Genomic DNA, 26663 nt, shown 5'->3' with positions numbered 1-26663 from the left:
AAGTTCGGCTAATTTAGGAACAACGTGCGATAAATATCTGTTTTAATTTACTAAACCTGCAAGATAGACGACACAAGAAGCTGCGTGTAAGGCGCCTGCGGGTCATCCAGAACTCGGTCGGTCAGGCCCTGCTCGACAATATGGCCGTCTTTCATGACCATGATGCGATGGGACAGAAGCCGGGCCACGGCGAGATCGTGAGTAACGATAATCACCGAGAGGCCAAGATCACTCACCAGACCGCGCAGCAGGTCGAGAAGACGTGCCTGCACGGACACGTCGAGACCGCCGGTCGGTTCATCCATGAAAACAAGACGCGGCGCAGTCACCAGATTGCGGGCAATCTGCAAGCGCTGGCGCATGCCGCCAGAGAAGGCGCGTGGCTGATCGTCGATACGGTCGGAAGCTATTTCGACACGACCAAGCCATTCCGTGGCCGTCGAGCGGATATTGCCATAATGGCGTTCACCGACTGCCATCAGACGTTCGCCGACATTGGCGCCAGCCGAAACCGTCATGCGCAATCCGTCTGCCGGGTTCTGATGCACAAAACCCCAGTCCGTCCGCATCAGGAAACGGCGTTCCGCCTCGCCGATCTTGTAGAGATCGCGGAATTCACCGTCGCGCATCCGGTATTCAACCGTGCCAGACGTCGGTTCCAGACGGGTTGCCAGACTATTCAGGAGCGTCGTTTTGCCAGAACCGGATTCGCCGACGATGGCCAGCACTTCGCCCGGCCACAGATTGAAGGAAATGTCCGCACAGCCCCGGCGATTGCCGTAAAATTTCGACAGGCTGTTTACTCTCAGCAGGGGTTCGCTGTTCATTTTACTGTCTCCTTGGCCGCGGCCTCATTGTTCGCTGCCAGATGACCGAAATGGCCGTTGGCCTGACGGTCTTCGCAAAAATCAGTGTCGGAGCAGACAAACATCGAGCCGCCGCGATCATCGAGCACGACTTCATCCAGATAGACGCCCTTCGCGCCGCACAGCGCACAGGGTTCCTTGAACTTCTGCACTTCGAACGGATGATCCTCGAAATCGAGGCTCACCACCTGCGTATAAGGCGGGACGGCATAGATGCGCTTTTCGCGACCGGCGCCGAACAATTGCAATGCCGGAGACATATGCATTTTCGGATTGTCGAATTTCGGCGTCGGCGAAGGCGCCATCACATAGCGCCCTTCGATCATCACCGGATAATCGTAGGTCTTGGCGATATGGCCGTGACGCGCGATGTCTTCGTAGAGCTTCACATGCATGAGGCCATATTCGGCCAGCGCGTGCATCTTGCGGGTTTCGGTTTCACGGGGCTCCAGAAAACGCAACGGCTCGGGGATCGGCACCTGATAGACGATCACCTGCCCTTCGGTCAGCGGATATTCCGGAATGCGGTGACGGGTCTGGATGATGGTCGCCTCGCCCGTATGGGTCGTCACGGCAACATCGGCTGTCTTCTGGAAGAAAGCGCGGATGGAGACGGCATTGGTCGTATCGTCGGCACCCTGATCGATGACCTTCAGCACATCGTCCGGCCCGATGATCGAGGCGGTTACCTGCACGCCGCCAGTTCCCCAGCCATAGGGCATCGGCATTTCACGGCTGGCGAAAGGCACCTGATAGCCGGGAACGGCAATGGCCTTCAGGATGGCGCGGCGGATCATTCGCTTGGTCTGCTCGTCCAGATAGGCGAAGTTGTAGTTGGCCAGATCGCTCATTCTGCGGCCTCTTTCATCTGGTTGTGCGCTTGGTCATATTCCGCACGCATACGGCGGATGAGATCGAGTTCTGCCTGGAAATCCACGTAATGCGGCAGTTTCAGATGCTCAACGAAACCGGTGGACTGCACATTGTCGGAATGGGAGATGACGAATTCCTCGTCCTGTGCGGGAGCGGTCACATCCGTATCGAACTCGCGAACACGCAGCGCACGGTCGCAGAGCGACATGGACATGGCCTTGCGCTCACTCTGGCCGAACACCAGCCCATAGCCGCGTGTGAATTGCGGTGGCTGCTTGGCCGAGCCCTTGAACTGGTTGACCATCTGGCATTCGGTCAGTTGTACGCGACCGAGCGAAACGGCAAAGCCAAGTTCCGGCACGTCGAACTCGACATCTACTTCGCCAATGCGGATTTCACCGACGAAGGGATGCGTGTTGCCATAGCCGCGCTGCGTGGAGTAACCGAGCGCCAGCAGGAAGCCTTCGTCGCCACGCGCCAGTGCCTGAAGGCGCAGGTCGCGTTCCATCGGAAATGTCCAGGGTTCGCGGGTCAGGTCGCCCGGTTCGTGACCTTCCGGCAGAGAACCGTCATCCTCGATCATCCCGTTGACACCGAGAATATCGGTTACACGTGGAGTTTCCTGGATTTCAGCTTCACGCATTTCCGGTTCCGGCACGGCCACGTCGCCTGCCAGATCCGGATCAAGAAGCCGATGCGTATAATCGAAAGTCGGCCCCAGAAGCTGGCCACCGGGCAAATCCTTATAGGTCGCCGAAATGCGACGCTCGATCAGCATCTGGGCTGTTTCCATCGGGCGGGAATAGCCAAAGCGCGGCAAGGTGGTACGGTAGGCGCGCACCAGAAAGATTGCTTCGATCAGATCGCCACGGGACTGACGGACGGCAAGTGCGGCCAGTTCGCGATCATAGAGCGAACCTTCGGCCATGACGCGATCGACCGCCAGCGCAAGCTGCTCGACAATCTGATCGAGACGCAATGCCGGGACCGAGCGGTCGCCGCGACGGCGATCATCGAGAAGACGGTGGGCATTGCGGATGGCTGTTTCACCACCCTTTACGGCAACATACATTTTCAGCCCTCCAGATTGCTTACGCGCGTTGTGCGGGGAAGCGCTGCAACAGCACCGTCGCAGACCAGAACAAGATCAACGCCCAGCGGATATTGCGCACCGTTCTCGCGCCATTGATTGATGAAGTCCTGCGGCAGACCTTCAACGTGAAGCGCACGTTCACCATCGATACCGGGGCCTTTGAGCACAAAACCCTGCCCGCTTGTCAGCGACACAACAGCAAGGACAACGGTTGTCGAACGATCAGGAAACTCGGCGTCGCCCTGTGAAAACTCTGCCAGAGACGGCAGCAGGGAAACATTGCTGACCAGAGCGAATTGTGCGGCATCTGTATTATCGACACGCGGCGCACCGGTGTGAAAAGTAAGCCAGGCGGTTGCACTTTCATCGGCAGCTATCGCGGCATCGCACCAGACCGTCGCGTCGTGATCGAGCAGAGTTGCTGCAATCACGCCCAGTTCAGGCGTCAGCGGCTGCGGTGGGGTGGCTGCGCGAGCCAGAGGATAGATGCGGCCGGGATTGGCCATGGCATGCATGACGGCATGGAATGCCGACTGCGCATCCGTCACCGGATCGGCAAAGCCGCCCTCGAACGCGGAGGAAGTGCTGTTTACAGAAGAAGGAAGCATTAATTGTCTCCCCGGACCATTGTGAAGAAATCAACCTTGGTGGCGGCAGCTTCGCTGCGCAGCGTGGCGTCGGCGTCGGCGAGCCGCTTGCGCAAGACATTCAGCACCTGCGTCTCCACCGCATTGCGTTGGCCTTCATCCAGCCACAGCGCATCGAAAAGAGCGGCAAGGCGTGCCTTTTCCTGATCGCGACCAAGTGCATAAGAGTGACCGACCGAGCCGTCGGAGAGCCGCACCGTAGCGCGCGTCACCGTTGCCTCGCCGACATTGAAGGGCGCGCCGCCGCCGCCAATGCGGCCACGCAGCATTACAAGACCGGTTTCCGGTCCGCGCAGAACCTCGAATTCAGGCTTGTCCGACCATGCTTGCCAGAAGGCTTGCAGTTCTTCGCCACTTGCACGCGCAAGAATCGCCATGCTCGCCTGCCTTGCGGCTTGAACTGGATCTGGCGCCTTTCTGCTTTCAGTGGCGGAACCGGCTCCGCCTCCCTTCGCACTCTGCTCCGTACCGTACATGAGCTTCCCTGCCCTTTGAGATCTTGTTGACTTACTCTTCGGATTTGTCTAGTTATATAGACAACTATACAATACCAGAATGAATACACCCTGCCAATGACAGGACGATGACAGTTGATGACAAAGACCAGAAGAATTGAGAGAAACAGCGGTGTGGCGATCTGGCGGCAGATTGCCGACGAGATACGCGGCGATATCATGGCGGGGAAGCTTCAGTCCGGTGCGCGCATGCCTGCCGAGATGGAACTTGCCTACAGGTTTGGAGTCAATCGCCATACGGTGCGCAGTGCCATTGCCGCGCTGACGCAGGAGGGCGTGCTGCGTGCCGAGCAAGGTCGCGGCACCTTTGTTGCCAATGCAAAGCGCCTGACCTACCAGATTGGACGCCGTACCCGTATCTCGCAGTCGCTGGCTTCACAGGTGCGGGACATGCAGGGCGCATTGCTTGCTTCCGGCACTACGCCCGCCTCTCCGGATATCGCCGAGGCTCTTGAGATCGAACCCGGTTCCCCAGTCATGCGGCTGGAAACCTTGCATAGTGCCGACGGACGCCCCCTCTCGCGCGCAACACTCTGGATCAGTGCCGAACAATTTCCGGAAATCGCCGAGGATTATGCGGCAAGCGGTTCAATAACCGTGGCTTTCCGAAAAGCAGGGGTTGCCGACTACTTCCGTAAATCGACAATCATATCCGCCCGCCATGCGGATTCGGATGATCTGAAACATTTGAAGCTTTCGCCCGGCGCCATTGTGCTGACGGCCAAGGCAATCAATGTGAACACTGACGGTGTGCCCATCCAGTATTCGCTGACAAGGTTTTCAGCCGATAATATGGAGTTTTCTATCGACACTTATCCCGGCGACCCGCAGATGAATGATATGAACTGACCCATGCTGGTGCCAACCACGCATGGTGCTTTCAACACAGACAGGAAACTCCTGATGACCGTCACTATTTTTCACAATCCGAAATGCGGCACCTCGCGCAATACGCTGGCAATGATCCGCGCCAGTGGTGAAGAGCCCGTCATAGTCGAATATGTGCAGAATCCGCCCACGCGGGACCGTCTGGTCGGCCTGTTGGCGGCAATGAGCGTGACGCCGCGCGAGCTGCTGCGTGAGAAAGGCACACCCTATGCCGACCTCGGCCTGTCCGATCCCAAATGGACCGATGACGAGCTGATCGACTTCATGATGGCTCATCCGATCCTGATCAACCGGCCCATTGTCGAGACGCCTCGCGGCACGAAGCTTTGCCGCCCATCCGAACTGGTTCTGGATATTCTGGAAAACCCGGTCACATCATTCACCAAAGAAGATGGCGAGCAGATTATATCAGGCGAAAAGTCGCTTTGAGGGGCTTGAGATCGCAACGCGACACTGCAAGCCCATCGATTTTGAAACTATGAAGCCAACAGAAAAGGCGCTGTAAAACAGCGCCTTATCATACTTTACTTATAAACTGGATTATATCCGTTCTCAGAACGGGATTTCGTCGTCCAGATCGCGCGAGAAACCGCCGCCGCTGCCGCCACCCGAAGACGGGCCGGACGAGCCGAAGTCACCGCCGCCACCGGAATAGTCGGACATCTGGTTGCGATTTCCGCCGCCACCGCCGAACGAACGGCCTTCGCCGCCGCCTTCGCCACGGCTATCGAGCATCTGCAGTTCGCCACGGAACTTCTGCAGCACGACTTCCGTCGAGTAACGGTCATTGCCGTTCTGATCCTGCCACTTGCGGGTCTGGAGTGCGCCTTCGATATAAACCTTGGCGCCCTTCTTCAGATATTGCTCGGCGACCTTGGCAAGGTTTTCATTGAAAATGACAACGCTGTGCCATTCGGTGCGGTCCTTGCGTTCGCCGCTCTGGCGGTCGCGCCAGCTTTCCGACGTTGCAATGCGCAGATTGGCAACCACATCGCCCGAATTCAGACGACGAATTTCCGGATCGGCACCAAGATTGCCGACCAGAATGACTTTGTTGACGCTACCAGCCATCGAAAAATTACTCCGGGTCTTGCATGCACACTCTTTCCGCACAGCTTCGCACGGACAAGAGGCACGTTCCAAATGAAAGATCAGGCGCAACGATGCGCCATCACCAGAAACTCATGTGTTCACCTTACAGGACTGGCTCAAAACGTGCTCAATCCGGGTCGGCGAATTTGTTAATGTCCACAGAGTTTATGTTCTTGTTTTGTTCAAAATGCAACCTTCCGACATGAAAAAGCCTTGCGCTCGCCACAAATTCCAGTGGTTTTTTGCACCATTTCCTGTGCTGAAAATGCAGTTTTCCTTATTTCAGGGCCAGATCGGGTCAGAACTGCATCTGCCATAATTTCAAAACAGCTTTGCCGGTCACCTTCATGAAGCAATGGCTGTTTGCGCTTCGCAAACCGGATCAGCTTCCAAGGAAAAGCCCTGCCGCTCACTGTATCTTTGGCGCGCAGGGCTTAGGGGGTTGAGCAATGCTCATGTGTCGACATTAATTCGTCGGCAGGTCTTTTCGGATCACAAAGGCGCACGGCCATTTGCATTCCGCGCAAATTCAAATTGTCGGCAATCACACTTTCGATCAACGAGGCATCATTCCTTGCGAAAAGATGCTGCCGCGACCGAAACGGATTGTGCTTTCATCTCTGTGAAAGCTAGGCAACGTAGTCAGGTGGACTCATGCTCCTTTACCTCCCTACAGGGTCTCCCCGCCTCCTGCGGACCTCTTGCCGATGCCGTGTCATCCCACCGCGGCACCTCTCCGCTATCAGCGAGTAAGGTTAGTCTGCTCCTGTCAGGAGTGACAGTCAACGCTCTTGCGTTCACATTTCGTATCGCCTATCAGAAGGCTGGTTGTTCGATATTTGTTCTAATGATAAGAGTGCACCGATGAATGACCGGAGCCCCCTTCTTATTGGAGGGTTTCACCCCATATTAGACACCGGCGCGACGTGTTTCATCATTCGGCGCCAGTTTATCCATGGCATCATGAGCAGGCAGGACGCGGAATGAGCGATCAGAAATTCATTTCCATACGTGGCGCGCGCGAACACAATCTGAAAAATGTCGATCTCGATCTGCCTCGCGACAAGCTGATCGTAATGACGGGGCTTTCCGGCTCGGGCAAATCCTCGCTTGCCTTCGACACGATCTATGCGGAAGGTCAGCGCCGCTATGTCGAAAGCCTTTCGGCCTATGCGCGCCAGTTCCTCGAAATGATGCAGAAGCCGGATGTCGATCAGATCGACGGCCTGTCGCCCGCAATCTCTATCGAACAAAAGACGACGAGCCGCAATCCGCGCTCGACGGTCGGCACCGTCACCGAAATTTACGACTATATGCGCCTACTCTTTGCGCGCGTGGGCGTGCCTTATTCGCCGGCGACCGGCCTTCCCATCGAAAGCCAGACGGTCAGCCAGATGGTTGATCGCGTCATGGCGCTGGAAGAAGGCACGCGCCTTTATATCCTCGCGCCCATCGTTCGCGGCCGCAAGGGCGAGTACAAGAAGGAACTGGCGGAACTTCAGAAGAAGGGCTTTCAGCGCGTCAAGGTAGACGGCACCTTCTATGAAATCGCCGACGTTCCGGCGCTCGACAAGAAGTACAAGCACGACATCGATGTCGTGGTGGACCGTGTCGTGGTGCGTCCTGATCTGTCGACCCGCCTCGCCGACAGTCTTGAAACCTGCCTCAAGCTTGCCGAAGGTCTGGCCGTTGCCGAGTTTGCCGACAAGCCTCTGCCGCCGGAAGAGACGGCTGAAGGCGGTGCTGCCAACAAGTCCGCCAACGAAACGCACGAGCGCATTCTGTTTTCGGAAAAGTTTGCCTGCCCGGTTTCCGGTTTCACAATTCCTGAAATCGAACCGCGCCTGTTCTCGTTCAACAACCCATTCGGCGCCTGCCCGACCTGCGATGGTCTCGGCACGCAACAGGCCATCGATCCGAACCTGATCGTTCCCGACGAAACGGCGGTGTTGAAGGATGGCGCGATTGCTCCATGGGCGCGGTCCTCGTCGCCCTACTACAATCAGACGCTGGAAGCGCTTGGCAAAGCCTATGGCTTCAAGATCGGCGCACGCTGGGCCGATCTTTCGGAAGAAGCACAGCAGGCTATTCTTTATGGCACCAAGGGCAAGGAAATCACCTTCCAGTATGATGACGGCCTGCGCTCCTACCAGACGACGAAGCCTTTTGAAGGCGTGATCCCCAATCTGGAGCGCCGCTGGAAGGAGACCGACTCCGCCTGGTCGCGTGAAGATATCGAGCGCTTCATGGCCTCGACGCCCTGCCCCTCCTGTAACGGCTACCGTCTGAAGCCGGAAGCGCTGGCGGTTAAGGTTGGCATGAAGCATGTTGGCGAGATCACGGAAATGTCGATCCGCAAGGCCGATGCCTGGTTCCGCGACATTGACAGCAGCTTTAACGACAAGCAGCGCGAGATTGCCGCCCGCATCCTCAAGGAAATCCGCGAGCGGCTGCAGTTCCTCAATGATGTCGGCCTCGACTATCTGACGCTGGCACGCAATTCCGGCACGCTATCGGGCGGTGAAAGCCAGCGTATCCGTCTTGCTTCGCAGATCGGCTCCGGCCTGACCGGGGTGCTCTACGTGCTGGACGAACCATCCATCGGCCTGCATCAGCGGGACAATGCGCGTCTTCTCGACACGCTGCGCCATCTGCGCGATCTCGGCAATACGGTCATCGTGGTCGAGCATGACGAAGACGCGATCCTGACCGCAGATTATGTGGTCGATATCGGCCCGGCGGCTGGCGTCCATGGCGGCAAGATCATCGCTCAAGGGTCGCCGCAGGATGTGATGTCCAATGCGAACTCGCTGACCGGCAAATATCTGTCAGGCGCGATGGAAGTTGCCGTCCCGGCGGAACGCCGCAAGATTTCGAAATCCAAGCGCATTCGCGTGGTGGGCGCGCGCGGCAATAACCTGAAAAATGTCTCGGCGGATATTCCGCTTGGAACCTTCACCGCCGTCACTGGCGTTTCAGGCGGTGGCAAATCCACCTTCCTGATCGAAACACTGTTCAAGGCCGCCTCGCGCCGCATCATGGGTTCGCGTGAGCATCCGGCAGAGCATGACCGTATCGAGGGGCTGGAATTCCTCGACAAGGTGATCGATATCGATCAGTCGCCGATTGGCCGCACCCCGCGCTCCAATCCGGCAACCTATACCGGTGCCTTCACGCCGATCCGCGACTGGTTCGCGGGTCTGCCCGAAGCCAAGGCGCGCGGCTATCAGCCGGGCCGCTTCTCGTTCAACGTGAAGGGCGGACGCTGCGAGGCTTGCCAGGGCGATGGCGTCATCAAGATTGAGATGCACTTCCTGCCGGATGTCTATGTGACTTGCGACGTCTGTCACGGCAAGCGCTACAACCGCGAAACACTGGAAGTCCTGTTCAAGGGCAAGTCCATCGCCGATGTGCTGGACATGACGGTCGAGGAAGGCGCGGAATTCTTCTCCGCCGTGCCTGCGGTGCGCGACAAGCTTGAAACGCTCGTCAAGGTCGGCCTCGGCTATATCAAGGTTGGCCAGCAGGCGACGACGCTTTCGGGTGGTGAAGCGCAGCGTGTGAAGCTTGCCAAGGAACTGTCGCGCCGCGCAACGGGCCGTACGCTCTATATTCTGGACGAACCGACAACCGGCCTGCACTTCCACGACGTGGCAAAACTTTTGGAAGTGCTGCACGAACTGGTCGAACAGGGCAACACGGTCGTAGTGATCGAGCATAATCTCGAAGTCATCAAGACTGCCGACTGGGTGATCGACCTTGGACCGGAAGGTGGCGATGGCGGCGGCGAGATTGTCGCCGTGGGCCGTCCGGAAGACATCGTGCAGGAGAAGCGCTCCTACACCGGCCACTTCCTCAAGGAATTGCTGGAACGCCGTCCCAAGCGCAGTTCAGAGGCTGCTGAATAAGCGGGAGGCAAAGAAAGTTGTTGGAAGCCGGGCCCAGTGTCCGGCTTTTTGCTATTCAGGTCGGTTTGATCGGTATCGATCAATCATCCACAGGTGAAGGATTTGCGCGGCAATTACCACGATAAACACCGTCCCGACCGATTGGATGGTGTACTTTTCGGGATCATGGTGGGCGGCAGAAATCAGCACGCTTGCCAACAGAACATAGAGCAATGGAATGAAGGCGAGAGCTGGAATTCTCGGAGCTGTCCAGTTTACTTGTCCGGATAATCCCCACTGCATGGGAAGCCGCTCTAGCTCCTTGAACCGGTGGTTAGCAATCACGGCAAGCAGCACACTTATTGTAAAGCCGATTAAAGCAGATGCTAGCATAGGCCTCTCCAGATTGGTGTGACCTTCAAGGTGCCACATCACGACGGTCTGTAGAAGCACTCACTGGTCGCAAAACGAAAAAAGCCCGGCAATGCCGGGCCTTCTCGACAGCCATTCGCGATCATGCCGCGATGGCTGGAAATTTAATGTCACGATCCGTTCGAAGAGCTTTCACTCTCCAGATCATGATTAGCCGTTTACGGCGTCCTTCAGGCCCTTGCCAGCCGAGAACTTCGGCACGTTGCGAGCCGGAATAGCAACTTCCTTGCCGGTCGATGGGTTACGGCCGGTCGAGGCAGCGCGATGCGAAACGGAGAAAACGCCGAAGCCAGGCAGACGGACTTCTTCACCAGCCTTCAGGGCACCGGTAACAGCGGCGAGTACGGCGTCAACAGCAGTACCGGCATCAGCCTTCGTCAAACCGCCCTTTTCCGCAACTGCGGCAACCAATTCGTTCTTGTTCATTGGCATTTCCTTTCTTTATCTACCGGAACGGATAACGTGACCGGATTGGTCGGAGTTTATTCAAATCGGTTCACAAACCAAGCCTGTCAACGTGAAAAAACCCCGGAAAACCGGGGTTAAACACAGAAATGCCGGGCAAATTGCCCGGCATTTCGATTGTTGGTCCTGATAGACACCTTCCAGCGGGGCAATCCGACTGAATCAGAATCGCCCGCCGGAAGCTCATTTCAGGGCATTATCCGTAAGCAAACTGCTTCGCACGTTTGCCGGAAATGCCTTAATGGGCGGTCGAAACCCCTGCTTCTTCCTCGACCGAAGGCACGGTCGCCGGGGTTGCCGGCTCAGTCCATTCAATCGGCTCAGGCTCGCGAACCAGAGCATGCCTGAGGACTTCACCCACGCGAGACACCGGAACGATCTCAAGATTGTTCTTCACATTGTCCGGAATATCCGCCAGATCCTTGGCGTTTTCTTCCGGGATCAGAACCTTCTTGATACCGCCGCGCAGAGCCGCGAGGAGCTTTTCCTTCAAGCCGCCGATTGGCAGGACACGACCGCGCAGGGTGACTTCGCCTGTCATTGCGATGTCCTTGCGAACCGGAATACCGGTCAGCACGGATACGATCGCCGTGACCATGGCGATACCGGCGGACGGACCGTCCTTCGGTGTTGCACCTTCCGGTACGTGCACATGGATGTCGCGCTTGTCGAACAGCGGAGGCTCGATGCCGAAATCGATGGCGCGGGAGCGGACATAGGAAGCCGCTGCAGAGATCGATTCCTTCATCACATCACGGAGGTTACCCGTGACGGTCATGCGGCCCTTGCCGGGCATCATGACACCTTCGATGGTCAGCAATTCGCCGCCAACTTCCGTCCAGGCAAGGCCTGTCACGACGCCAACCTGATCTTCGCCATCGATCTGACCGAAGCGGAAACGCTCGACACCCAGATAGTCGGAGAGGTTCTTGTCAGTGACTTTCACCGACTTCTTCTTCGACTTCAGGATTTCGGTCACAGCCTTACGTGCCAGAGTCATCAGTTCGCGTTCGAGGTTACGCACACCTGCTTCCCGCGTGTAAAGGCGGATAACATTGCGCAGCGCATCGTCCGTAACCGAAAACTCCTTCGGCTGCAGGGCGTGGTCCTTGATTGCCTTCGGCAGCAGGTGCCGCTTGGCGATCTCAAGCTTTTCATCCTCGGTGTAGCCGGCAATACGGATGACTTCCATACGATCCAGCAACGGACCGGGGATGTTCAGCGTATTGGCCGTCGTCACGAACATGACGTTCGACAGATCATATTCGACCTCAAGGTAGTGATCCATGAAGGTCGAGTTCTGTTCAGGATCCAGCACCTCAAGCATGGCCGATGACGGATCGCCGCGGAAATCCTGGCCCATCTTGTCGATTTCATCGAGCAGGAAGAGCGGGTTGGACTTCTTCGCCTTCTTCATCGACTGGATGACCTTGCCGGGCATCGAACCGATATAGGTGCGGCGGTGACCGCGGATTTCAGCCTCGTCACGCACGCCGCCGAGCGACATACGGACATATTCACGGCCGGTAGCCTTGGCAATCGAACGGGCAAGCGAAGTCTTGCCGACGCCGGGAGGTCCGACGAGGCAGAGGATCGGGCCCTTGATCTTGGTCGAGCGAGCCTGCACCGCGAGATACTCGACAATGCGCTCCTTGACCTTTTCCAGACCAAAATGATCGTCACCGAGTACGCCTTCGGCAAAGTTCAGGTCCTGCTTGATCTTCGACTTCTTGCCCCACGGAATGGACAGCAGCCAGTCGAGATAGTTGCGGACGACCGTTGCTTCGGCAGACATCGGGCTCATGCTGCGCAGCTTCTTCAGCTCAGCCTGGGCCTTTTCGCGGGCTTCCTTGGAAAGCTTGGTCTTGTTGATGCGCTCTTCGAGTTCAGCCGCTTCATCGCGACCATCCTCGCCATCGCCAAGCTCCTTCTGGATCGCCTTCATCTGCTCGTTGAGATAGTATTCGCGCTGCGTCTTCTCCATCTGGCGCTTGACGCGGCTGCGAATACGCTTCTCAACCTGAAGAACCGAAATTTCGGCTTCCATGAAGGAAAGTGCCTTCTCAAGACGCTCGCGCACCGAGAGGATCGACAGCATTTCCTGCTTCTCGGGAATCTTGATCGCGAGATGCGAGGCAACCGTGTCGGCAAGCTTGGAATAGTCGTCGATCTGGCTGGCGGCGCCAACCACTTCCGGCGAAATCTTCTTGTTCAGCTTGACGTAGTTTTCGAAGTCGGAAACCACCGAGCGGGCAAGCGCCTCGATCTCGACGGCATCTTCTTCAGGCTCCGGCAAAGCCGCAGCATAGGCCTCGTGATAATCTTCGCGGTCGGTAAACTTGGAAACCTTGGCGCGCGCCGTGCCTTCGACCAGCACCTTGACGGTGCCGTCCGGCAGCTTCAGGAGTTGCAATACGTTGGCAATCGTGCCGATTTCATAAATCGCGTCCGGTGCCGGATCGTCATCGGCAGCGTTTTTCTGGGTGGCAAGCAGAATCTGCTTGTCCACGCCCATCACTTCCTCCAGCGCGCGAATGGACTTTTCGCGGCCGACAAAAAGCGGAACGATCATATGCGGGAAAACGACGATGTCACGCAACGGCAAAACGGCATAGAGCCCGTCCGAACCGCCCGCTTCAGAACCACCCAATGGGGTCTTCTGTTCAGTACCCGTCATAACTCAGTCCTTTCTCAGGTCTTTCAACCTGACTGCCACGTCCGCGCCCCCTTTCATCATGAGGCAGGTCACGAATGTGCTTCGGTCCATACTTGGAGAGCCGAACCCGGCAATTCAATAGCCTGTAGCGGGATGGCTTTCATAGAATCGTCATCTATCCTGCGCTGTACCGTCACTAAGTACAATATCTAGCTTAGGCTGTACCCCGATTGCTGCGCCTGCAATAGTGACAGGATCGGCCCGACGCAAGTCTGCACATGAAAAAGGCCGCTAACGCGGCCTTTTTATGGATTAATTGTCACCGCTTAAGCAGAAACATTACCCTTTTCGTCCTGGCGCTCGGCGTAGATATAGAGCGGACGGGCACTGCCATCCACCACATCGCCGGAAATGACCACTTCCTGCACGCCTTCCAGCGTCGGAAGCTCGAACATCGTGTCGAGCAGGATCTTTTCCATGATCGAACGCAGACCGCGTGCACCCGTCTTGCGCTCAACTGCCTTGTTGGCAATCGCCCGCAGGGCGTCGTCGTGGAAGCTGAGCTCGACGCTTTCCATGTCGAACAGGCGCTGATACTGCTTCACGAGCGCATTCTTCGGCTCGGTCAGGATCTGCACCAGAGCATCGACATCGAGGTCTTCGAGCGTCGCGATCACCGGCAGACGACCGACGAATTCCGGAATGAGGCCGAACTTCAGAAGATCTTCCGGCTCCAGTTCCTTGAAGACATCACCGATACGGCGCTCATCAACCGAACGAACGGTGGCGCCGAAGCCGATGGACGTCTTCTCGCCACGTGCGGAGATGATCTTGTCGAGACCAGCAAAAGCGCCGCCGCAGATGAAGAGGATGTTCGTCGTGTCCACCTGCAGGAACTCCTGCTGCGGATGCTTGCGGCCACCCTGTGGCGGCACGGAAGCAACGGTGCCTTCCATGATCTTCAGAAGCGCTTGCTGGACGCCCTCGCCCGACACGTCGCGCGTGATGGACGGGTTATCCGACTTGCGGCTGATCTTGTCGACTTCGTCGATATAGACGATGCCGCGCTGTGCGCGTTCCACATTGTAATCGGCGGCCTGAAGCAGCTTCAGGATGATGTTCTCGACATCTTCACCGACATAACCTGCTTCCGTCAGTGTCGTCGCATCGGCCATGGTGAATGGCACATCGATGATGCGTGCGAGCGTCTGGGCAAGATAGGTCTTGCCGCAACCCGTCGGGCCGACGAGAAGAATGTTCGACTTCGCAAGCTCGATATCGCTGCTCTTGGACTGATGGGCGAGACGCTTGTAGTGATTGTGTACCGCAACCGACAGAACGCGCTTGGCATCCTTCTGGCCAATGACGTAATCGTCAAGAACGGCCATGATTTCCTGCGGCGTAGGCACGCCCTCGCGCGACTTCACCATCGAGGATTTGTTTTCCTCGCGGATGATGTCCATGCAGAGTTCGACGCACTCGTCGCAGATGAAAACGGTCGGGCCTGCAATCAGCTTGCGCACTTCATGCTGGCTTTTGCCGCAGAACGAGCAATAAAGCGTATTCTTGGAATCGCCGCCGCTGTTGCTGACTTTGCTCATCGCAGTTTCCTTTCAATTGACCGAAATGAACCTTGGGCGTTCATATCGATCGTTTCTTCCGGTTCGGACCCAGTGCTGGAGGAGAAACGCGCCTCCCGCCGGTCACGACAGCAGCAGATACGCGCTACCCGTCGTCTAGGGCCTGTAGTCTCAGGATTCCTGTCACCGTACGGCTCCCCGACCGAAGGAGCCATTTGGCGACTTTTGCAGAAGCTGCACCGCCGAACAAATGAAAAATAAGTTCCCGGCAAAGATTCGGCATAATCTGACCAAGTTTAGCGCCCCGAACCCCAACAGATGCTTAACGCGGCGCGTTAACCATCACGTAGTTGCAAGAATTGGGCCCCTTTTGTGGCAAGGGGCGCTAAAAACAGGTGCGAGCCGGAGATTCCGGCTCTTACTTCGATTCGTCCGCGCCCACGTCGCGCGATTCAACCACCTTGTCGATAAGGCCGAATTCGAGCGCTTCCTGCGCAGTCATGAAATGGTCGCGGTCGAGCGTGCGTTCGATCGTCTCGTAATCGCGGCCCGTGTGCTTGACGTAAATCTCGTTCAGGCGGCGCTTCATCTTGATGATGTCCTGCGCATGACGTTCGATATCCGAGGCCTGTCCCTGGAAACCGCCCGATGGCTGGTGAACCATGATCCGGGCATTCGGCAGCGCATAACGCTGGCCTGTCGCACCGGCGGTCAGGAGCAGCGAGCCCATCGATGCGGCCTGCCCCATGCAAAGCGTGGAAACCGGCGGACGGATGAACTGCATCGTGTCATAGATCGCCATGCCGGAGGTTACGACGCCGCCAGGCGAATTGATGTACATGTTGATCTCTTTCTTCGGGTTTTCTGCCTCGAGAAAGAGAAGCTGTGCGCAAACCAGCATAGACATTCCGTCTTCAACCGGTCCGTTCACGAAGATGATGCGCTCCTTGAGAAGGCGCGAGAAAATATCATAGGCCCGTTCGCCACGGTTGGTCTGCTCAACCACCATCGGGACGAGGTTCATGACGGTTTCGATCGGATCTCTCATTATGGGCCTCTGGATATATTTATGGCGAAGTGAATAGTTTTGAATCGTGAGTGTTCCATACATAGGGCGTTGCGCCCCTGTTCCGCAAGTGGCGCAGCACTTCCCGCCTCACTCCCAATCCGACTCCGGCTTTTCGGGGCGAATGCCGCGCTTCTCGTCCAGAGTTTTGCGCGCCACTTCGGTCAACCGCGCCTTGATGCGAACGGAGCCGTCTTCCAGATCCTCGCGTTGGACATTGCTGCCATGCTGGTAAATCCAGTCGAGAAGATGCAGCTCGAAAGGAGATAGCAAGACATCGACCGGCCCGAGCGAACCCGCTATCCGCGTTTCGATAAGCGAAAGCAACCTGTCAACGCCTTCACCGGTGATGGCTGAAAGAGGGATTGGACGTCCCTCCTCGCTACCGGCGGCTGCAAGGCGCATGGCAGCTTCACGCCCGCTTTCGTCGAGATTGTCGATCTTGTTCCAGATTTCGACGACACGCTTGCGGTCCTGCGGCTCGATGCCCAGCCCGGCAAGAATGCTTTCCACGTCTTCCGCCTGCGCGGCATTGTCCGGATCGGAAATATCGCGGACATGCAGGATCAGATCGGCCTCCACCACTTCTTCAAGGGTGGCACGGAAGGCAGCGACGAGATGGTGCGGCAGGTTCGAAATGAACCCGACCGTATCCGACAGGATAACCGTTTCACCATGCGGAAGGCGAATACGCCGCAATGTCGGATCGAGCGTGGCGAAGAGCATGTCTTCGGCCAACACTTCCGCACCCGTCATACGGTTGAAGAGCGTGGACTTTCCGGCATTGGTATAGCCGACAAGCGCTACAATCGGATGCGGCACCTTGCGCCGCTTCTGACGGTGCAGCGTGCGGGTTCGCACCACCGTTTCGAGCTCGCGCTTGATCTTCAGAATCTTGTCCTGCAGCAAGCGGCGGTCGGCTTCGATCTGGGTTTCACCCGGACCTCCGAGGAAGCCGCCACCACCGCGCTGACGCTCAAGGTGGGTCCAGCTTCTGACCAGACGGCCCTTCTGATAATTCAGATGCGCCAGTTCGACCTGCAGGGCGCCTTCCTTGGTGCGCGCGCGTTCACCGAAAATTTCGAGAATGAGACCGGTCCGGTCGATGACCTTGACGTTCCATTCCTTTTCCAGATTGCGCTGCTGCACAGGTGTCAATGCATGATCGACGATGACCAGCCCAATGGCCTTTTCCTTGACGGTTTCGGCGATGGACTCCACCTTTCCCGCACCCAGCAAGGTCGCAGGTCGCGGATTGGCGACAATCGCAATTTCAGCGTGTTCGATGTCGAGGTTGATTGCCCGGGCAAGCCCGACAGCTTCTTCCAGACGCGCCTCGTTCGAGCGCTGAAATTCGGGACGAGCCCCATCTTCCGCCGACGTGCCCGTATTATACCGCTCCGGCAGGACGGGAACGATGACGGCTGCTCTTGTGGGCTCAGGTTCTGAAAGCTCGAAGGCCTTGTCTGCATCGGCAGATGTCGGCTTCTTATCCTTGAACTTGGACAAATATATTCACTCCGGGACGCGGAAACTGTCGTGGATGCATTTGGACTGAAAAGATCAGGTTAATGCACTATCTGACATTGCAGATAAGTCGCCGCTAAAGCTGTTTCAAATGAAAGACGCCCCGGATTGTTTAAACATGACGAACCGGACAGGCAGAGCGTGTCCGGTTATCATCAGCAGAAACAATAAACTGGAGCAAAACGACTTAAGCCATTGCGCCCCAGTGGAATTCGGAAAGCGTCAGGCTTCTTCGCCTTCGAACATCTGCACAGGCTGGCTTGGCATGATCGTCGAAATCGCATGCTTGTAGACAAGCTGCGAATGACCGTCACGGCGCAGAAGCACGCAGAAATTATCAAACGACGTTACAATGCCGGTCAGTTTCACGCCATTGATAAGAAAAATCGTCAGGGAAATTTTCTGCTTACGTACAGAATTCAGAAAAAGGTCTTGTAGATTTTGCGATCGTTCAGCCATTGTTTTTATTCCTTTAATCGATCAGCAGCCAGCTCGCGATGTGTTAAACGAACACGCGCATGCACATAAATCAAGCACCGGAGCGTGCAAAACCGGGGCTCGACTGCAATTGCTGTGGAAAGACAACTGCTTCGCTATTTAGCTTCGGTTAACAGGATGGGAATCTTTGCGCAACCGTCAATTTCATTAGCCGCCCGGCAAATTCCGAAAGGCAAGTTGGTTCCGCTATCTCAATCGGCCTCGACAAGCTCATCATTTTGTTGCGATTCAAGCAGTGGTCGCACCCGATCCATCGCCCACATGTAAAAACTTCCGGGCTGGAGCGAAACGACTTCCTTGTGCTTCTTATGTATGTGAAAGCCTATAAAATCCGGATGGTTGATCGGCTCGAGACCATAGGCCGGATCATAGATGCGCGTGGCATCCTTGCCGACCCAGTAATAGAAGTTTTCCTGGGGGGCTGCATTCTTGAAAATCCCGTATTTGCGGGCCAAACGCGAAATGCCGTCATTGCCGAATACCGTGATGCCAATCGAGGCGGGCGTCACTTCCTTGCCGATAAGACGATAGTAAAGTGGGCGCAGTTTGCCTCGACGTATGCCCAGCCAGTTCGGTAGCGGATAGGTCGCCGCTACGTAGGTCTCAAATTCGCGAATGATCGGATGATCATGCGGAAGGTAAAGCGCAGACACGCCGACACGGAAGCGATTCTCCCGGGCGAGATACGGTTTGTTCGGATCGGGATGAAACTGCTTCAGAAGATAGACATCCGTATCCAGCCAGACACCCTGCTGGTATTTCATCAGCATAATGCGGAAAATATCGCTGAATTGAACGATAGTCCGTTTGGATCGGAAATTCGGATAGGCTGGATCAAGCCGCTTGAAGGCCGCTTCAGGCAAAATGCTGCTGGCGTCATGCAGTTCAACGCCCGGCGGTACGTTCTCGATCGGGGCGTAAGCGAAGAGCTTTACCCGTTGCCCCGTCATCACCATCGACGCCAGACAAATACAATCAACCTCGCGCAAACGCGACCCGTACCAGAACGTACAGATATCCATCTCAGCCCCTAAGCCCTTACCCGGACAGAAGGCTAACACAAAACCGTGATCAGAAGAACTCCAGACTGACGCGGAACATCTGTTCCACATGCTTTACGGCGTCGGATGTTGCGAAAATGACGACGCGGTCCTTCGGCTTGATCCGCACATCGCCATTTGGACGGATTACCTGTCCGTCACGATAGATAGCTCCGATTCGCAAGCCTTCCGGCAAGTCGAGATCGCGCAATGGTGCGCCAACGAGCGAGGATGTTTCCAGTGCCTCGGCCTCGATCAGTTCGGCCATATCGCGGTAGACACTGTAGACCGCCCGGATGCGGCCCCGGCGCACATGCTGCAGGATTTTCGAGATCGTGACCGCCTTCGGATTGATGTAGGCGTCGATCCCCACCATGTGGGTGAAATCCTGATAGGCGACCGTATTGAGCAGGGCCATGTTGGACTTGCAGCCCAGGCGCTTGGCCATGATGCTCGACAGGATATTGACCTGATCCTGATTGGTGAGCGCGACCATCAGGTCAGCGTCCTGAATATCGGCTTCCTGCAACAGGTTCTGATCCAGCGCGCTGCCGTGCAGGACCATGGTGCGCTTCAACTGATCGGCTATCGCGAAGGCGCGCTCGTGCTCACTTTCGATCATCTTGACGCGCGTGTTCCACTTGCGGTCCTCGATGGCCTTGGCCACGTAGAGACCGATATTGCCGCCGCCTGCGATGACGATGCGGCTGGCTTCCGGTTTCTCGTGCCCGAACAGACCCAATGTGCGCCGGACCTGCTCGCGTGTCGTCACGACATAAGCGAGGTCACCGGCATTCAATTCGTCGGACGAACGCGGGATGAACAGGCTGTCATTGCGCACCACACCGACGACGGTTGCGGCAAGGTCGGGAAACAGATCGGTAAGCTGTTTCAGCGGCGTATTGATGACCGGACATTCCTCCAGACATTCGATGGCGAGGCCGATGATCTTGTCGTCGGCAAAGCGCAGCACGTCTGTTGCGCCTTGCAAGGCGATACGTCGCAGGACCACCTCACCCACTTCCAGTTCCGGCGAGATAATCACGTCAATCGGCAGGTTTTCGCGCAGAAACAGGTCTTGATACTCAGCCTTGAGATAGGATTGAGCGCGAATTCGGGCGATCTTGGTTGGCACATTGAAGACCGAATGGGCGACCTGACAGGCCACCATATTGACTTCGTCGGACAATGTGACGGCAATGATCATGTCTGCTTCGTCGGCGCCAGCCGCCGCGAGCACATCGGGCTGCGAGCCGTGTCCGACAAATCCACGCACATCCAGCGTGTCGCGCACGATCTCGATATGGCGTGCGGATGTGTCAATGACAGAGACGTCGTTTTCCTCGGCGGCAAGCCGCTCGGCGATGCCGTATCCGACCTGCCCTGCTCCGCAAACGATTACCCGCATAGCTACTCCGACCGAGACAAAACTAATATTTAGAGTGGTTCCAGCGTCTCCGCATTAGCTGGACAGCTCTAAGTACTTATACGCCCAGGGACTTTAGTTTGCGATGCAACGCCGAGCGCTCCATGCCAACGAACTCCGCCGTGCGGGAAATATTGCCGCCGAACCGATTGATCTGGGCGATCAGATATTCCTTTTCGAAACGCTCGCGCGCCTCGCGCAGCGGGAGTGCCATGATGTGCTGGTCGGATTCCGTTGGTGCGCGCGGCAGCGTGTCGCCGATTTCAGCCGGCAAAAGATCGGCCGTTACCGGCGCTTCGGGATCATCGCCGCGTGCCAGAATCATCAGGCGTTCGACATTGTTGCGAAGCTGGCGAAGATTGCCAGGCCAGCTATGCGCCTGCAAAACCGCCATGGCATCCGGGCCGATCTTGCGCGGCTTGATGCCTGCCTGTTCGGCAATCTGCTTCATGAAGTAATCGACCAGGGATGGAATATCCTCGCGCCGGGCCGCCAGCGGCGGCACCTGCACCGGAACCACCGACAGACGGTGAAACAGGTCTTCGCGGAACGTGCCTTCCGCAATCATGCCTTCGAGGTTCTGCGCTGTCGAGGAGATGATGCGCACATCCACCTTCACGCGCTTGGTGCCGCCAACGCGCTCGAACTGCTGGTCGACAAGCACACGCAGAATCTTGTTCTGCGTCTCGCGCGGCATATCCGCGACTTCATCGAGATAAAGAATACCGCCATGGGCTTCTTCCAGAGCGCCCACCTTGCGCTCTCCGCCGTCCATCTCTGTGCCGAAGAGTTCGATCTCCATGCGTTCTGGCGTGATGGTCGCGGCATTGACCGTCACAAACGGTCCGCTGGCGCGGCCCGATTGTGCATGAATGGCGCGAGCGGCAAGCTCCTTGCCTGCACCTGACGGACCGGTAATCATGATGCGGCTGTTGGTCGGCGCCACGCGTTCGATGGTCTGGCGCAACTGGTTCATCGCCAGAGATGCACCGATCAATTCCAGATGATCACCGCTGCGCTTGCGAAGATTGGAAACCTCGCGCTTCAGCTTCGAAGTTTCGAGCGCCCGTTCCGCGACGAGGATCAGTCGGTCGGCCTTGAACGGCTTTTCGATGAAATCGTAGGCGCCGCGTCGGATCGCCGAGACCGCCGTTTCAATATTGCCATGACCGGAAATCATCACCACAGGCAGTTCCGGGTGCTGTTTCTTGATTTCATCAAGCAACGCCAGACCGTCCAACCGGCTGCCCTGCAGCCAGATATCCAGAAAAACCAGCCGGGGAACGCGATCATTGATCGCCGCGAGCGCACTGTCCGCGTCGAAAGCCGTGCGGGTTTCATGGCCTTCATCGCTCAGAATGCCTGCAACAAGTTCCCGGATATCCGCTTCGTCATCAACTACAAGAATATCGGCAGCCATATCAAATCACCTGTCCAGCTATGTTCTTTTCATTATTTCCCGCATTGGTGCCAGCTTCGCCGGCAGGTCCCGCGCTCACGCCAGCCTCGCTGGCAGGCGCGTGCGGGAAGACCATGCGTATCATCGCGCCCCGGCCTCCGTGGAAATCCGAAGGCGCGTCATGCAATTCCAGATGTCCGCCATGATCCTCGACGATCTTGCGGACAATCGCGAGACCAAGGCCGGTGCCCTTCTCGCGCGTCGTCATATAGGGTTCGAGCAGCTTCTGGCGGTCGTCGCCCGGCAGGCCCTTGCCATTGTCGATGACATCGACAACCAGTTGCCCGTCCGTCTGATAGGAACGGATCAGGATGTGCCCTTCTTCACGATCTTCCTTCGGAAGCCCGTCAATGGCTTCGCTGGCATTCTTGATGACATTGCCAAACGCCTGCCCGATCAGGCGGCTGTCGAAGGAACCCACTAGCTTGTCCGGGCCGAAATCGTTCTGGAAGCGAATATCGCTGCGGCTGACCTCGATCAGGAACGACGCTTCGCGCAATGCCTCGCGCATATCCATAAGCCGCATTTCCGGCTTCGGCATACGGGCAAAGGCGGAGAATTCATCGACCATGCGCCCGATATCGCCCACCTGGCGAATGATCGTATCCGTGCACTGGTCGAAAACCTCGCGATCCTCGGTAATCACCTTGCCGTAACGGCGGCGAATGCGTTCGGCGGAAAGCTGGATCGGCGTAAGCGGGTTCTTGATCTCGTGCGCAATGCGACGAGCGACATCCGCCCAGGCCGAGGAACGCTGTGCCTGCACCAGATCAGTGATGTCATCCACAGTCACCACATAGGAGTGATCTTCGGATTCTGTATCTTCGACCGTCACCTGCACATTGAAAGTACGCGCTACGCCGCCGCGGGTCATGCTGACCTGCTCACGATGTACCGCACGCCCTGTCGAACGGGCGACCTCGAAAGCCTGCCCGACCTCCGGTGCAATGCTGGTAAGGTTCTTTCCGACGGCATCGTCCGACGTCACGCCGAACATATGCTCTGCGGAACGGTTCAGAATTGAAATGCAGCCATCCGTTTCGATACCGATGACGCCCGCCGTAACACCGGAAAGCACGGCCTCGGAGAAGCGACGGCGTTCGTCAATCTGGTCCTTGGCAGAAAGCAGCTCGTTACGCTGGCTCTTAAGTTCCGCGACCATGTTGTTGAAAGTGCCGGACAATGCGCCAACGTCGCCATCCGAAGCCCGCACCGGAACCGAGATATCGAGATTACCGGCTGCCACGTCATCCGATGCGCCGATCAAAAGCCGGATCGGACGTACCAGCCTGTCGGCAACGGCAATGCCTGTCCATATTGCGGACAGCAGCACGATCAGCGTCAGACCGAAATAGAGCAGCGCAAATGCAATCTGTGTCGGAATGCGGTTCGCATCCATCTCCTGATAGCGCTTGGTATTGGCTTCCATCAGGCGCATGGCGTCGAGTATCTGCGAATCCACGGCGCGAACCGTATAAAGATAGACGTCAGGTATCTCGCGCATCTTGATGATTGCGCCGACAAAATTACTGTTCCCCGGAGGGATGATGACGGGCTTGCCATCCGGCGCCGTCTTCAGGGCATCTTCAGTCGGCGGCGGCAGACGATCCTCGACACCGGTATCGCTTTTGACAACCACTTCGCCATTTTCGCGCACCAGAAACGCACCAAGCAGACCGCGACCGCGCGTCTGTAGCGTCATCAACTGAACGAAGCCGCCACGATCAAGGCTATAAATGGTGCGCTGCGCATCGAGATCCTGCAGCATCGAATAGGAAGTGCTTTGCAGATTGAGCGCGGTTTCGCGGATATAAGCGGTGGTCAGGCTCTGCGATGAACTGACAATGTCACGCGTATTGGTATCGAACCAGCGATCGAGACCCAGATTGAGCGTTACGGATGCAACAATGGCGACCACAATGGCAGGCACCGCCGCGATCAGCGAAAACAGCGCAACGATACGAACATGCAGGCGCGAAGCGGCCTTTCCAAGCCGCCGCGCCATGACAATGCGGTAAACCTCGCGGCAGATCAGCAGGATGAGAAACAAAATCAACGCGACATTGATGATGACCAATGCCAGCGTGACGGTTCGGTCAGGCGTGATCGGGGTGATGCCAATGAGAATGGCAAAGGAAATCGACGCCGTAATCAGCGCTGAAACAACAGTGATGATGCCCGGCAGCGCCAGAAGCCTGCGCCCCTCGCCGCCTTGCGATGATTGTTTCTCGCCGTTCATGTCCGCCGTCAGATTCGCCGTGTTCATGTTAACCATGTTACCCAATAGCGTTGCATCTATGCAACGCATTGTGGCGAAAATGCAACGTTATTCTACACGCAATTGTTGATGCCCCACGGAGAAGGTCACCGAGAACTGAGAATGGAGGTTCATGGAACCGTCAGGACTTTCAATATGAGGTGATTTAACCGCATAAGTGTCCGCAGAGTTCGGGAATCCTCGGACCAGCCAAAACGCTGTACGGAGGGCTTTCGAGCATATGCAGGACAATACGCTGGGATTCTACAATTCAAATGCCATCGTCTATGCAGCCGATGGTGACACTCCCAATCCAAAGCTGTTCGATTTTCTGAAGCGCTGCAAGCCCGGGGGCCGAGTTCTCGAATTAGGAACTGGTTCAGGGACTGATGCACGCGCGATTCTGGATGCGGGATTTCAGCTCGATGCAACAGACGGTTCTGCCGAACTGGCCGCAATCGCTTCGAAGCGACTGGGGCAGCCTGTAAGAACGATGATGTTCGACGAACTTTCCGCGGTCGAGGAATATGATGGTATTTATGCTTGCGCATCACTAACCCATGTTCCCAGAGGCGAGCTTGCCCCCATCATTGAGAAAACTCACGCCGCATTGGTGAAAGGCGGCGTCCTTTGGGCAAGCTTCAAGACCGGTACGGTTGAGGGCCACGACGCACTTGGCCGCTATTACAACTATCTATCAACTGAAGAGCTTCGGACATGCTGGAGCCACAATGTCTTCTGGTCTGGTATTGAGATAGAATGCTGGACTGGTGGTGCTTACGATAAACGCCCCACTGATTGGGCAGCCGTCGTGGCGGTGCGATAGTTTTCTAAGGGTAAGCTAGAAATCGAGTCGTGCCATTGCGAGTGAGTCGACAAACTGTCCGGCTCTTAAGGCATCTTTCTGGCGGATGCCCTCGGCCACGAAACCGAACTTCTCATAGAGGTGGATACGGTAGCATTGTCGACATAAACGGTCAGTTCAAGCCACTTCAGATCGAGCCGGTTGTCTGCGATAGCGAGGGGTATGGCTCCGTCGTCCCCTATGTTGCGGCACGCCAGCGTTTCCGACGATCTCATTATAGATTGCCACAGCCATCTGCATTCACCACGCCGCTGAAGTGCGCGAGATCATCGGCCCAATGAGTTGCTCAACCAGCAGCGCGCAAACAAAATTATCCATGCGCACGCGAGCCAGAGCGGAAAGCTGTCAGTGCAGTTTAAATCTGCCTGTCTGTAGTCTTTTTTATCGGGCAAACATGCTGTTCGATCTCTCGCTGATATCTCCGAGATGTTCGTGGAGCATAGTGATCTGCCCCCCGTTTCGTTCATTCTCGCTCAGCCTTTTCAAGAACTCTGACGGCGCGAGTGAAAAGTGCTGCTGGAAGCTCTTGGCAAACTGGCTGGCATTTGAAAAACCGTATTTGCTAGCAATCGCCTTTATACGCAGCTTCTCATCCTCATTGCGCCTGATCAATTCGTTGCGAGCCAGTTGCAGCCGCTTCTTTCTGATTAATCCAGCAGCACCGCCGTCCGCTTCCAGCAATCGATAAAGATGCGAGCGCGATATGGCGAACCGTTCCAATATCTGGTCTACGCCCATCTTCGGATCGATGATGTTCCGGTTTATGAAATCAAGGACCTGATTGCGAAGCTGTTCGGACGGGGCACTATGAATATTGTCATGATCGTGTTTCACGGTCGATGCGAGCAAGTTTAACAGAACATCGCCGCAAGCAACGCCTTCCTGAAAAGAAAAATCGCCCGCCTCGCGATATGAACTACGAAACAGCCCACCAATCAACTTTCCAAGCGCAGTATTGCTTCGGATGATCGTCCCGTTCAGATGCGATTTTCCGCACACATATTCGAGCTCATCTTTTTCGAGAAACAGAGTTATTGTTGCAGTAGAATTGCTGCATATCCCATCAAAAACAGCAGTCACCGAACCGATGTGAATATCGCCGGGGGCAAGGTTGATCTCGCGCCCATCAAATGTTCCGTAGCACAGTCCACTGACACAAAGTTGGACATAGTAATAGTCATATGTACAGCGCTTGATCCACTCTCTGGTTCTAACGCACCGGTGATTGCCATAGGTTGCGAACATGATTAATCGTTCGCCCAATTGAAGCGAATGGATCGATCCGTCGATGGCGGTTGCGCATTCCGTGGAGGTTTCCAGTGCTTCATAATGCAGAGAAACAAGCTCTCGCCAGTTCTCTGTGCGGTCCTTTTCCGGGAGGTTCTTGTTTGTGATGTAGACGCCTTTTTGCGGCTCATTCGATGACAGATACATCACTCCCCTTCCCGAAAACCCCGCCTGCATTCGCAGGAAAATGTGCAATTTGCATTCACTGTGTCCAGTAAGCGAGTTGAACGCAATAGGTTGGCCC

At 56.5% G+C, this 26663-nt stretch carries 22 protein-coding genes and 1 pseudogene; 4 read left to right on the top strand and 19 right to left on the bottom strand.

Annotated elements, in window-relative coordinates; genetic code table 11:
* Nucleotides 1–50 precede the first annotated feature (50 nt).
* The 5 genes from phnK to phnG are packed head-to-tail and all read right to left on the bottom strand — an operon-like array spanning nucleotide 51 to nucleotide 3955.
* Entirely contained in the window at nucleotides 51–827 is a 777-nt protein-coding gene (phnK, locus tag F9K94_RS02335; RefSeq protein WP_010660129.1) for a phosphonate C-P lyase system protein PhnK, read from the bottom strand.
* Complete coding sequence (locus F9K94_RS02330) at nucleotides 824–1717, bottom strand: alpha-D-ribose 1-methylphosphonate 5-phosphate C-P-lyase PhnJ (RefSeq protein WP_151554962.1); 894 nt, start codon at nucleotides 1715–1717, stop codon at nucleotides 824–826. Before F9K94_RS02330 ends, phnK begins: the two co-directional genes overlap by 4 nt.
* The gene (locus F9K94_RS02325; RefSeq protein WP_151643423.1) at nucleotides 1714–2811 is read right to left on the bottom strand and encodes a carbon-phosphorus lyase complex subunit PhnI; all 1098 of its coding nucleotides are present in this window, start codon (nucleotides 2809–2811) and stop codon (nucleotides 1714–1716) included. Before F9K94_RS02325 ends, F9K94_RS02330 begins: the two co-directional genes overlap by 4 nt.
* A 2-nt stretch (nucleotides 2812–2813) precedes the next feature.
* On the bottom strand, nucleotides 2814–3440 hold the full coding sequence (gene phnH / locus F9K94_RS02320; protein WP_151643421.1) for a phosphonate C-P lyase system protein PhnH: 627 nt from the start codon (nucleotides 3438–3440) through the stop codon (nucleotides 2814–2816).
* Nucleotides 3440–3955 (bottom strand): phosphonate C-P lyase system protein PhnG, encoded by a 516-nt coding sequence (gene phnG / locus F9K94_RS02315; protein WP_151643419.1) that lies wholly within the window; start codon nucleotides 3953–3955, stop codon nucleotides 3440–3442. The genes phnH and phnG overlap by 1 nt, the downstream gene beginning before the upstream one ends.
* 114 nt (nucleotides 3956–4069) lie before the next feature.
* Here phnG and phnF point away from each other — a divergent pair, with 114 nt between their 5' ends.
* Both phnF and arsC read left to right on the top strand, forming a co-directional pair.
* Entirely contained in the window at nucleotides 4070–4843 is a 774-nt protein-coding gene (gene phnF, locus F9K94_RS02310; protein ID WP_192799429.1) for a phosphonate metabolism transcriptional regulator PhnF, read from the top strand.
* A 54-nt stretch (nucleotides 4844–4897) separates the two neighbouring features.
* A complete protein-coding gene (gene arsC / locus F9K94_RS02305) occupies nucleotides 4898–5311 on the top strand; it encodes an arsenate reductase (glutaredoxin) (RefSeq protein WP_151643415.1) in 414 nt (137 codons plus the stop codon).
* A 123-nt stretch (nucleotides 5312–5434) separates the two neighbouring features.
* Here the strand turns inward: arsC and ssb are convergent, their stop codons facing one another.
* Complete coding sequence (gene ssb / locus F9K94_RS02300) at nucleotides 5435–5953, bottom strand: single-stranded DNA-binding protein (RefSeq protein ID WP_061346337.1); 519 nt, start codon at nucleotides 5951–5953, stop codon at nucleotides 5435–5437.
* Between the two features lie 1004 nt (nucleotides 5954–6957).
* On the opposite strand from ssb, the gene uvrA reads away from it, so the two are divergent.
* The gene (uvrA, locus tag F9K94_RS02290; protein WP_151643412.1) at nucleotides 6958–9882 is read left to right on the top strand and encodes an excinuclease ABC subunit UvrA; all 2925 of its coding nucleotides are present in this window, start codon (nucleotides 6958–6960) and stop codon (nucleotides 9880–9882) included.
* 51 nt (nucleotides 9883–9933) lie between these two features.
* On the opposite strand, the gene F9K94_RS02285 is transcribed toward uvrA, so the two are convergent.
* The 12 genes and pseudogenes from F9K94_RS02285 to F9K94_RS02230 all read right to left on the bottom strand — a co-directional run bounded on the left by F9K94_RS02285 (nucleotide 9934) and on the right by F9K94_RS02230 (nucleotide 24318).
* The gene (locus F9K94_RS02285) at nucleotides 9934–10254 is read right to left on the bottom strand and encodes a hypothetical protein (protein WP_151643410.1); all 321 of its coding nucleotides are present in this window, start codon (nucleotides 10252–10254) and stop codon (nucleotides 9934–9936) included.
* 189 nt (nucleotides 10255–10443) lie between these two features.
* A complete protein-coding gene (locus F9K94_RS02280; protein WP_006470422.1) occupies nucleotides 10444–10719 on the bottom strand; it encodes an HU family DNA-binding protein in 276 nt (91 codons plus the stop codon).
* A 277-nt stretch (nucleotides 10720–10996) separates the two neighbouring features.
* Nucleotides 10997–13435, bottom strand: a complete 2439-nt coding sequence (gene lon / locus F9K94_RS02275; protein WP_061346341.1) for an endopeptidase La — start codon at nucleotides 13433–13435, stop codon at nucleotides 10997–10999.
* A 305-nt stretch (nucleotides 13436–13740) separates the two neighbouring features.
* On the bottom strand, nucleotides 13741–15015 hold the full coding sequence (gene clpX / locus F9K94_RS02270; protein ID WP_061346342.1) for an ATP-dependent Clp protease ATP-binding subunit ClpX: 1275 nt from the start codon (nucleotides 15013–15015) through the stop codon (nucleotides 13741–13743).
* A 397-nt stretch (nucleotides 15016–15412) separates the two neighbouring features.
* Nucleotides 15413–16042, bottom strand: coding sequence for an ATP-dependent Clp endopeptidase proteolytic subunit ClpP (gene clpP / locus F9K94_RS02265; RefSeq protein ID WP_010660144.1), 630 nt, complete (start codon nucleotides 16040–16042; stop codon nucleotides 15413–15415).
* A 108-nt stretch (nucleotides 16043–16150) separates the two neighbouring features.
* Nucleotides 16151–17569: a GTPase HflX gene (hflX, locus tag F9K94_RS02260; protein WP_151643408.1), complete on the bottom strand. Its 1419-nt coding sequence runs from the start codon at nucleotides 17567–17569 to the stop codon at nucleotides 16151–16153.
* Nucleotides 17570–17809: 240 nt separating this feature from the next.
* Nucleotides 17810–18046, bottom strand: coding sequence for an RNA chaperone Hfq (gene hfq / locus F9K94_RS02255; RefSeq protein WP_002964239.1), 237 nt, complete (start codon nucleotides 18044–18046; stop codon nucleotides 17810–17812).
* A 5-nt stretch (nucleotides 18047–18051) separates the two neighbouring features.
* Nucleotides 18052–18261 (bottom strand): annotated as a pseudogene (locus tag F9K94_RS24635) (hypothetical protein).
* 15 nt (nucleotides 18262–18276) lie between these two features.
* The gene (locus tag F9K94_RS02245) at nucleotides 18277–19107 is read right to left on the bottom strand and encodes a glycosyltransferase family 32 protein (protein WP_151643406.1); all 831 of its coding nucleotides are present in this window, start codon (nucleotides 19105–19107) and stop codon (nucleotides 18277–18279) included.
* Between the two features lie 49 nt (nucleotides 19108–19156).
* Nucleotides 19157–20533, bottom strand: coding sequence for a Trk system potassium transporter TrkA (gene trkA, locus F9K94_RS02240; RefSeq protein ID WP_061346345.1), 1377 nt, complete (start codon nucleotides 20531–20533; stop codon nucleotides 19157–19159).
* A gap of 76 nt (nucleotides 20534–20609) precedes the next feature.
* Nucleotides 20610–21971 carry a nitrogen assimilation response regulator NtrX gene (gene ntrX, locus F9K94_RS02235; protein ID WP_061346346.1) on the bottom strand — a complete coding sequence of 454 codons (1362 nt, stop codon included), beginning with the start codon at nucleotides 21969–21971 and terminating at the stop codon, nucleotides 20610–20612.
* A 1-nt stretch (nucleotide 21972) separates the two neighbouring features.
* Nucleotides 21973–24318 carry a sensor histidine kinase NtrY-like gene (locus tag F9K94_RS02230; RefSeq protein WP_151643404.1) on the bottom strand — a complete coding sequence of 782 codons (2346 nt, stop codon included), beginning with the start codon at nucleotides 24316–24318 and terminating at the stop codon, nucleotides 21973–21975.
* Nucleotides 24319–24508: 190 nt separating this feature from the next.
* Between F9K94_RS02230 and F9K94_RS02225 the strand changes: the two genes are divergently transcribed.
* The gene (locus F9K94_RS02225) at nucleotides 24509–25093 is read left to right on the top strand and encodes a class I SAM-dependent methyltransferase (protein ID WP_061346348.1); all 585 of its coding nucleotides are present in this window, start codon (nucleotides 24509–24511) and stop codon (nucleotides 25091–25093) included.
* 420 nt (nucleotides 25094–25513) lie between these two features.
* Here the strand turns inward: F9K94_RS02225 and F9K94_RS02215 are convergent, their stop codons facing one another.
* Complete coding sequence (locus tag F9K94_RS02215; RefSeq protein WP_192799428.1) at nucleotides 25514–26566, bottom strand: helix-turn-helix domain-containing protein; 1053 nt, start codon at nucleotides 26564–26566, stop codon at nucleotides 25514–25516.
* Nucleotides 26567–26663 lie beyond the last annotated feature (97 nt).

The sequence above is a fragment of the Brucella tritici genome, from assembly GCF_008932285.1.
Taxonomy (GTDB): domain Bacteria; phylum Pseudomonadota; class Alphaproteobacteria; order Rhizobiales; family Rhizobiaceae; genus Brucella; species Brucella tritici.
This window is presented reverse-complemented; position numbering and strand designations above follow the sequence as displayed.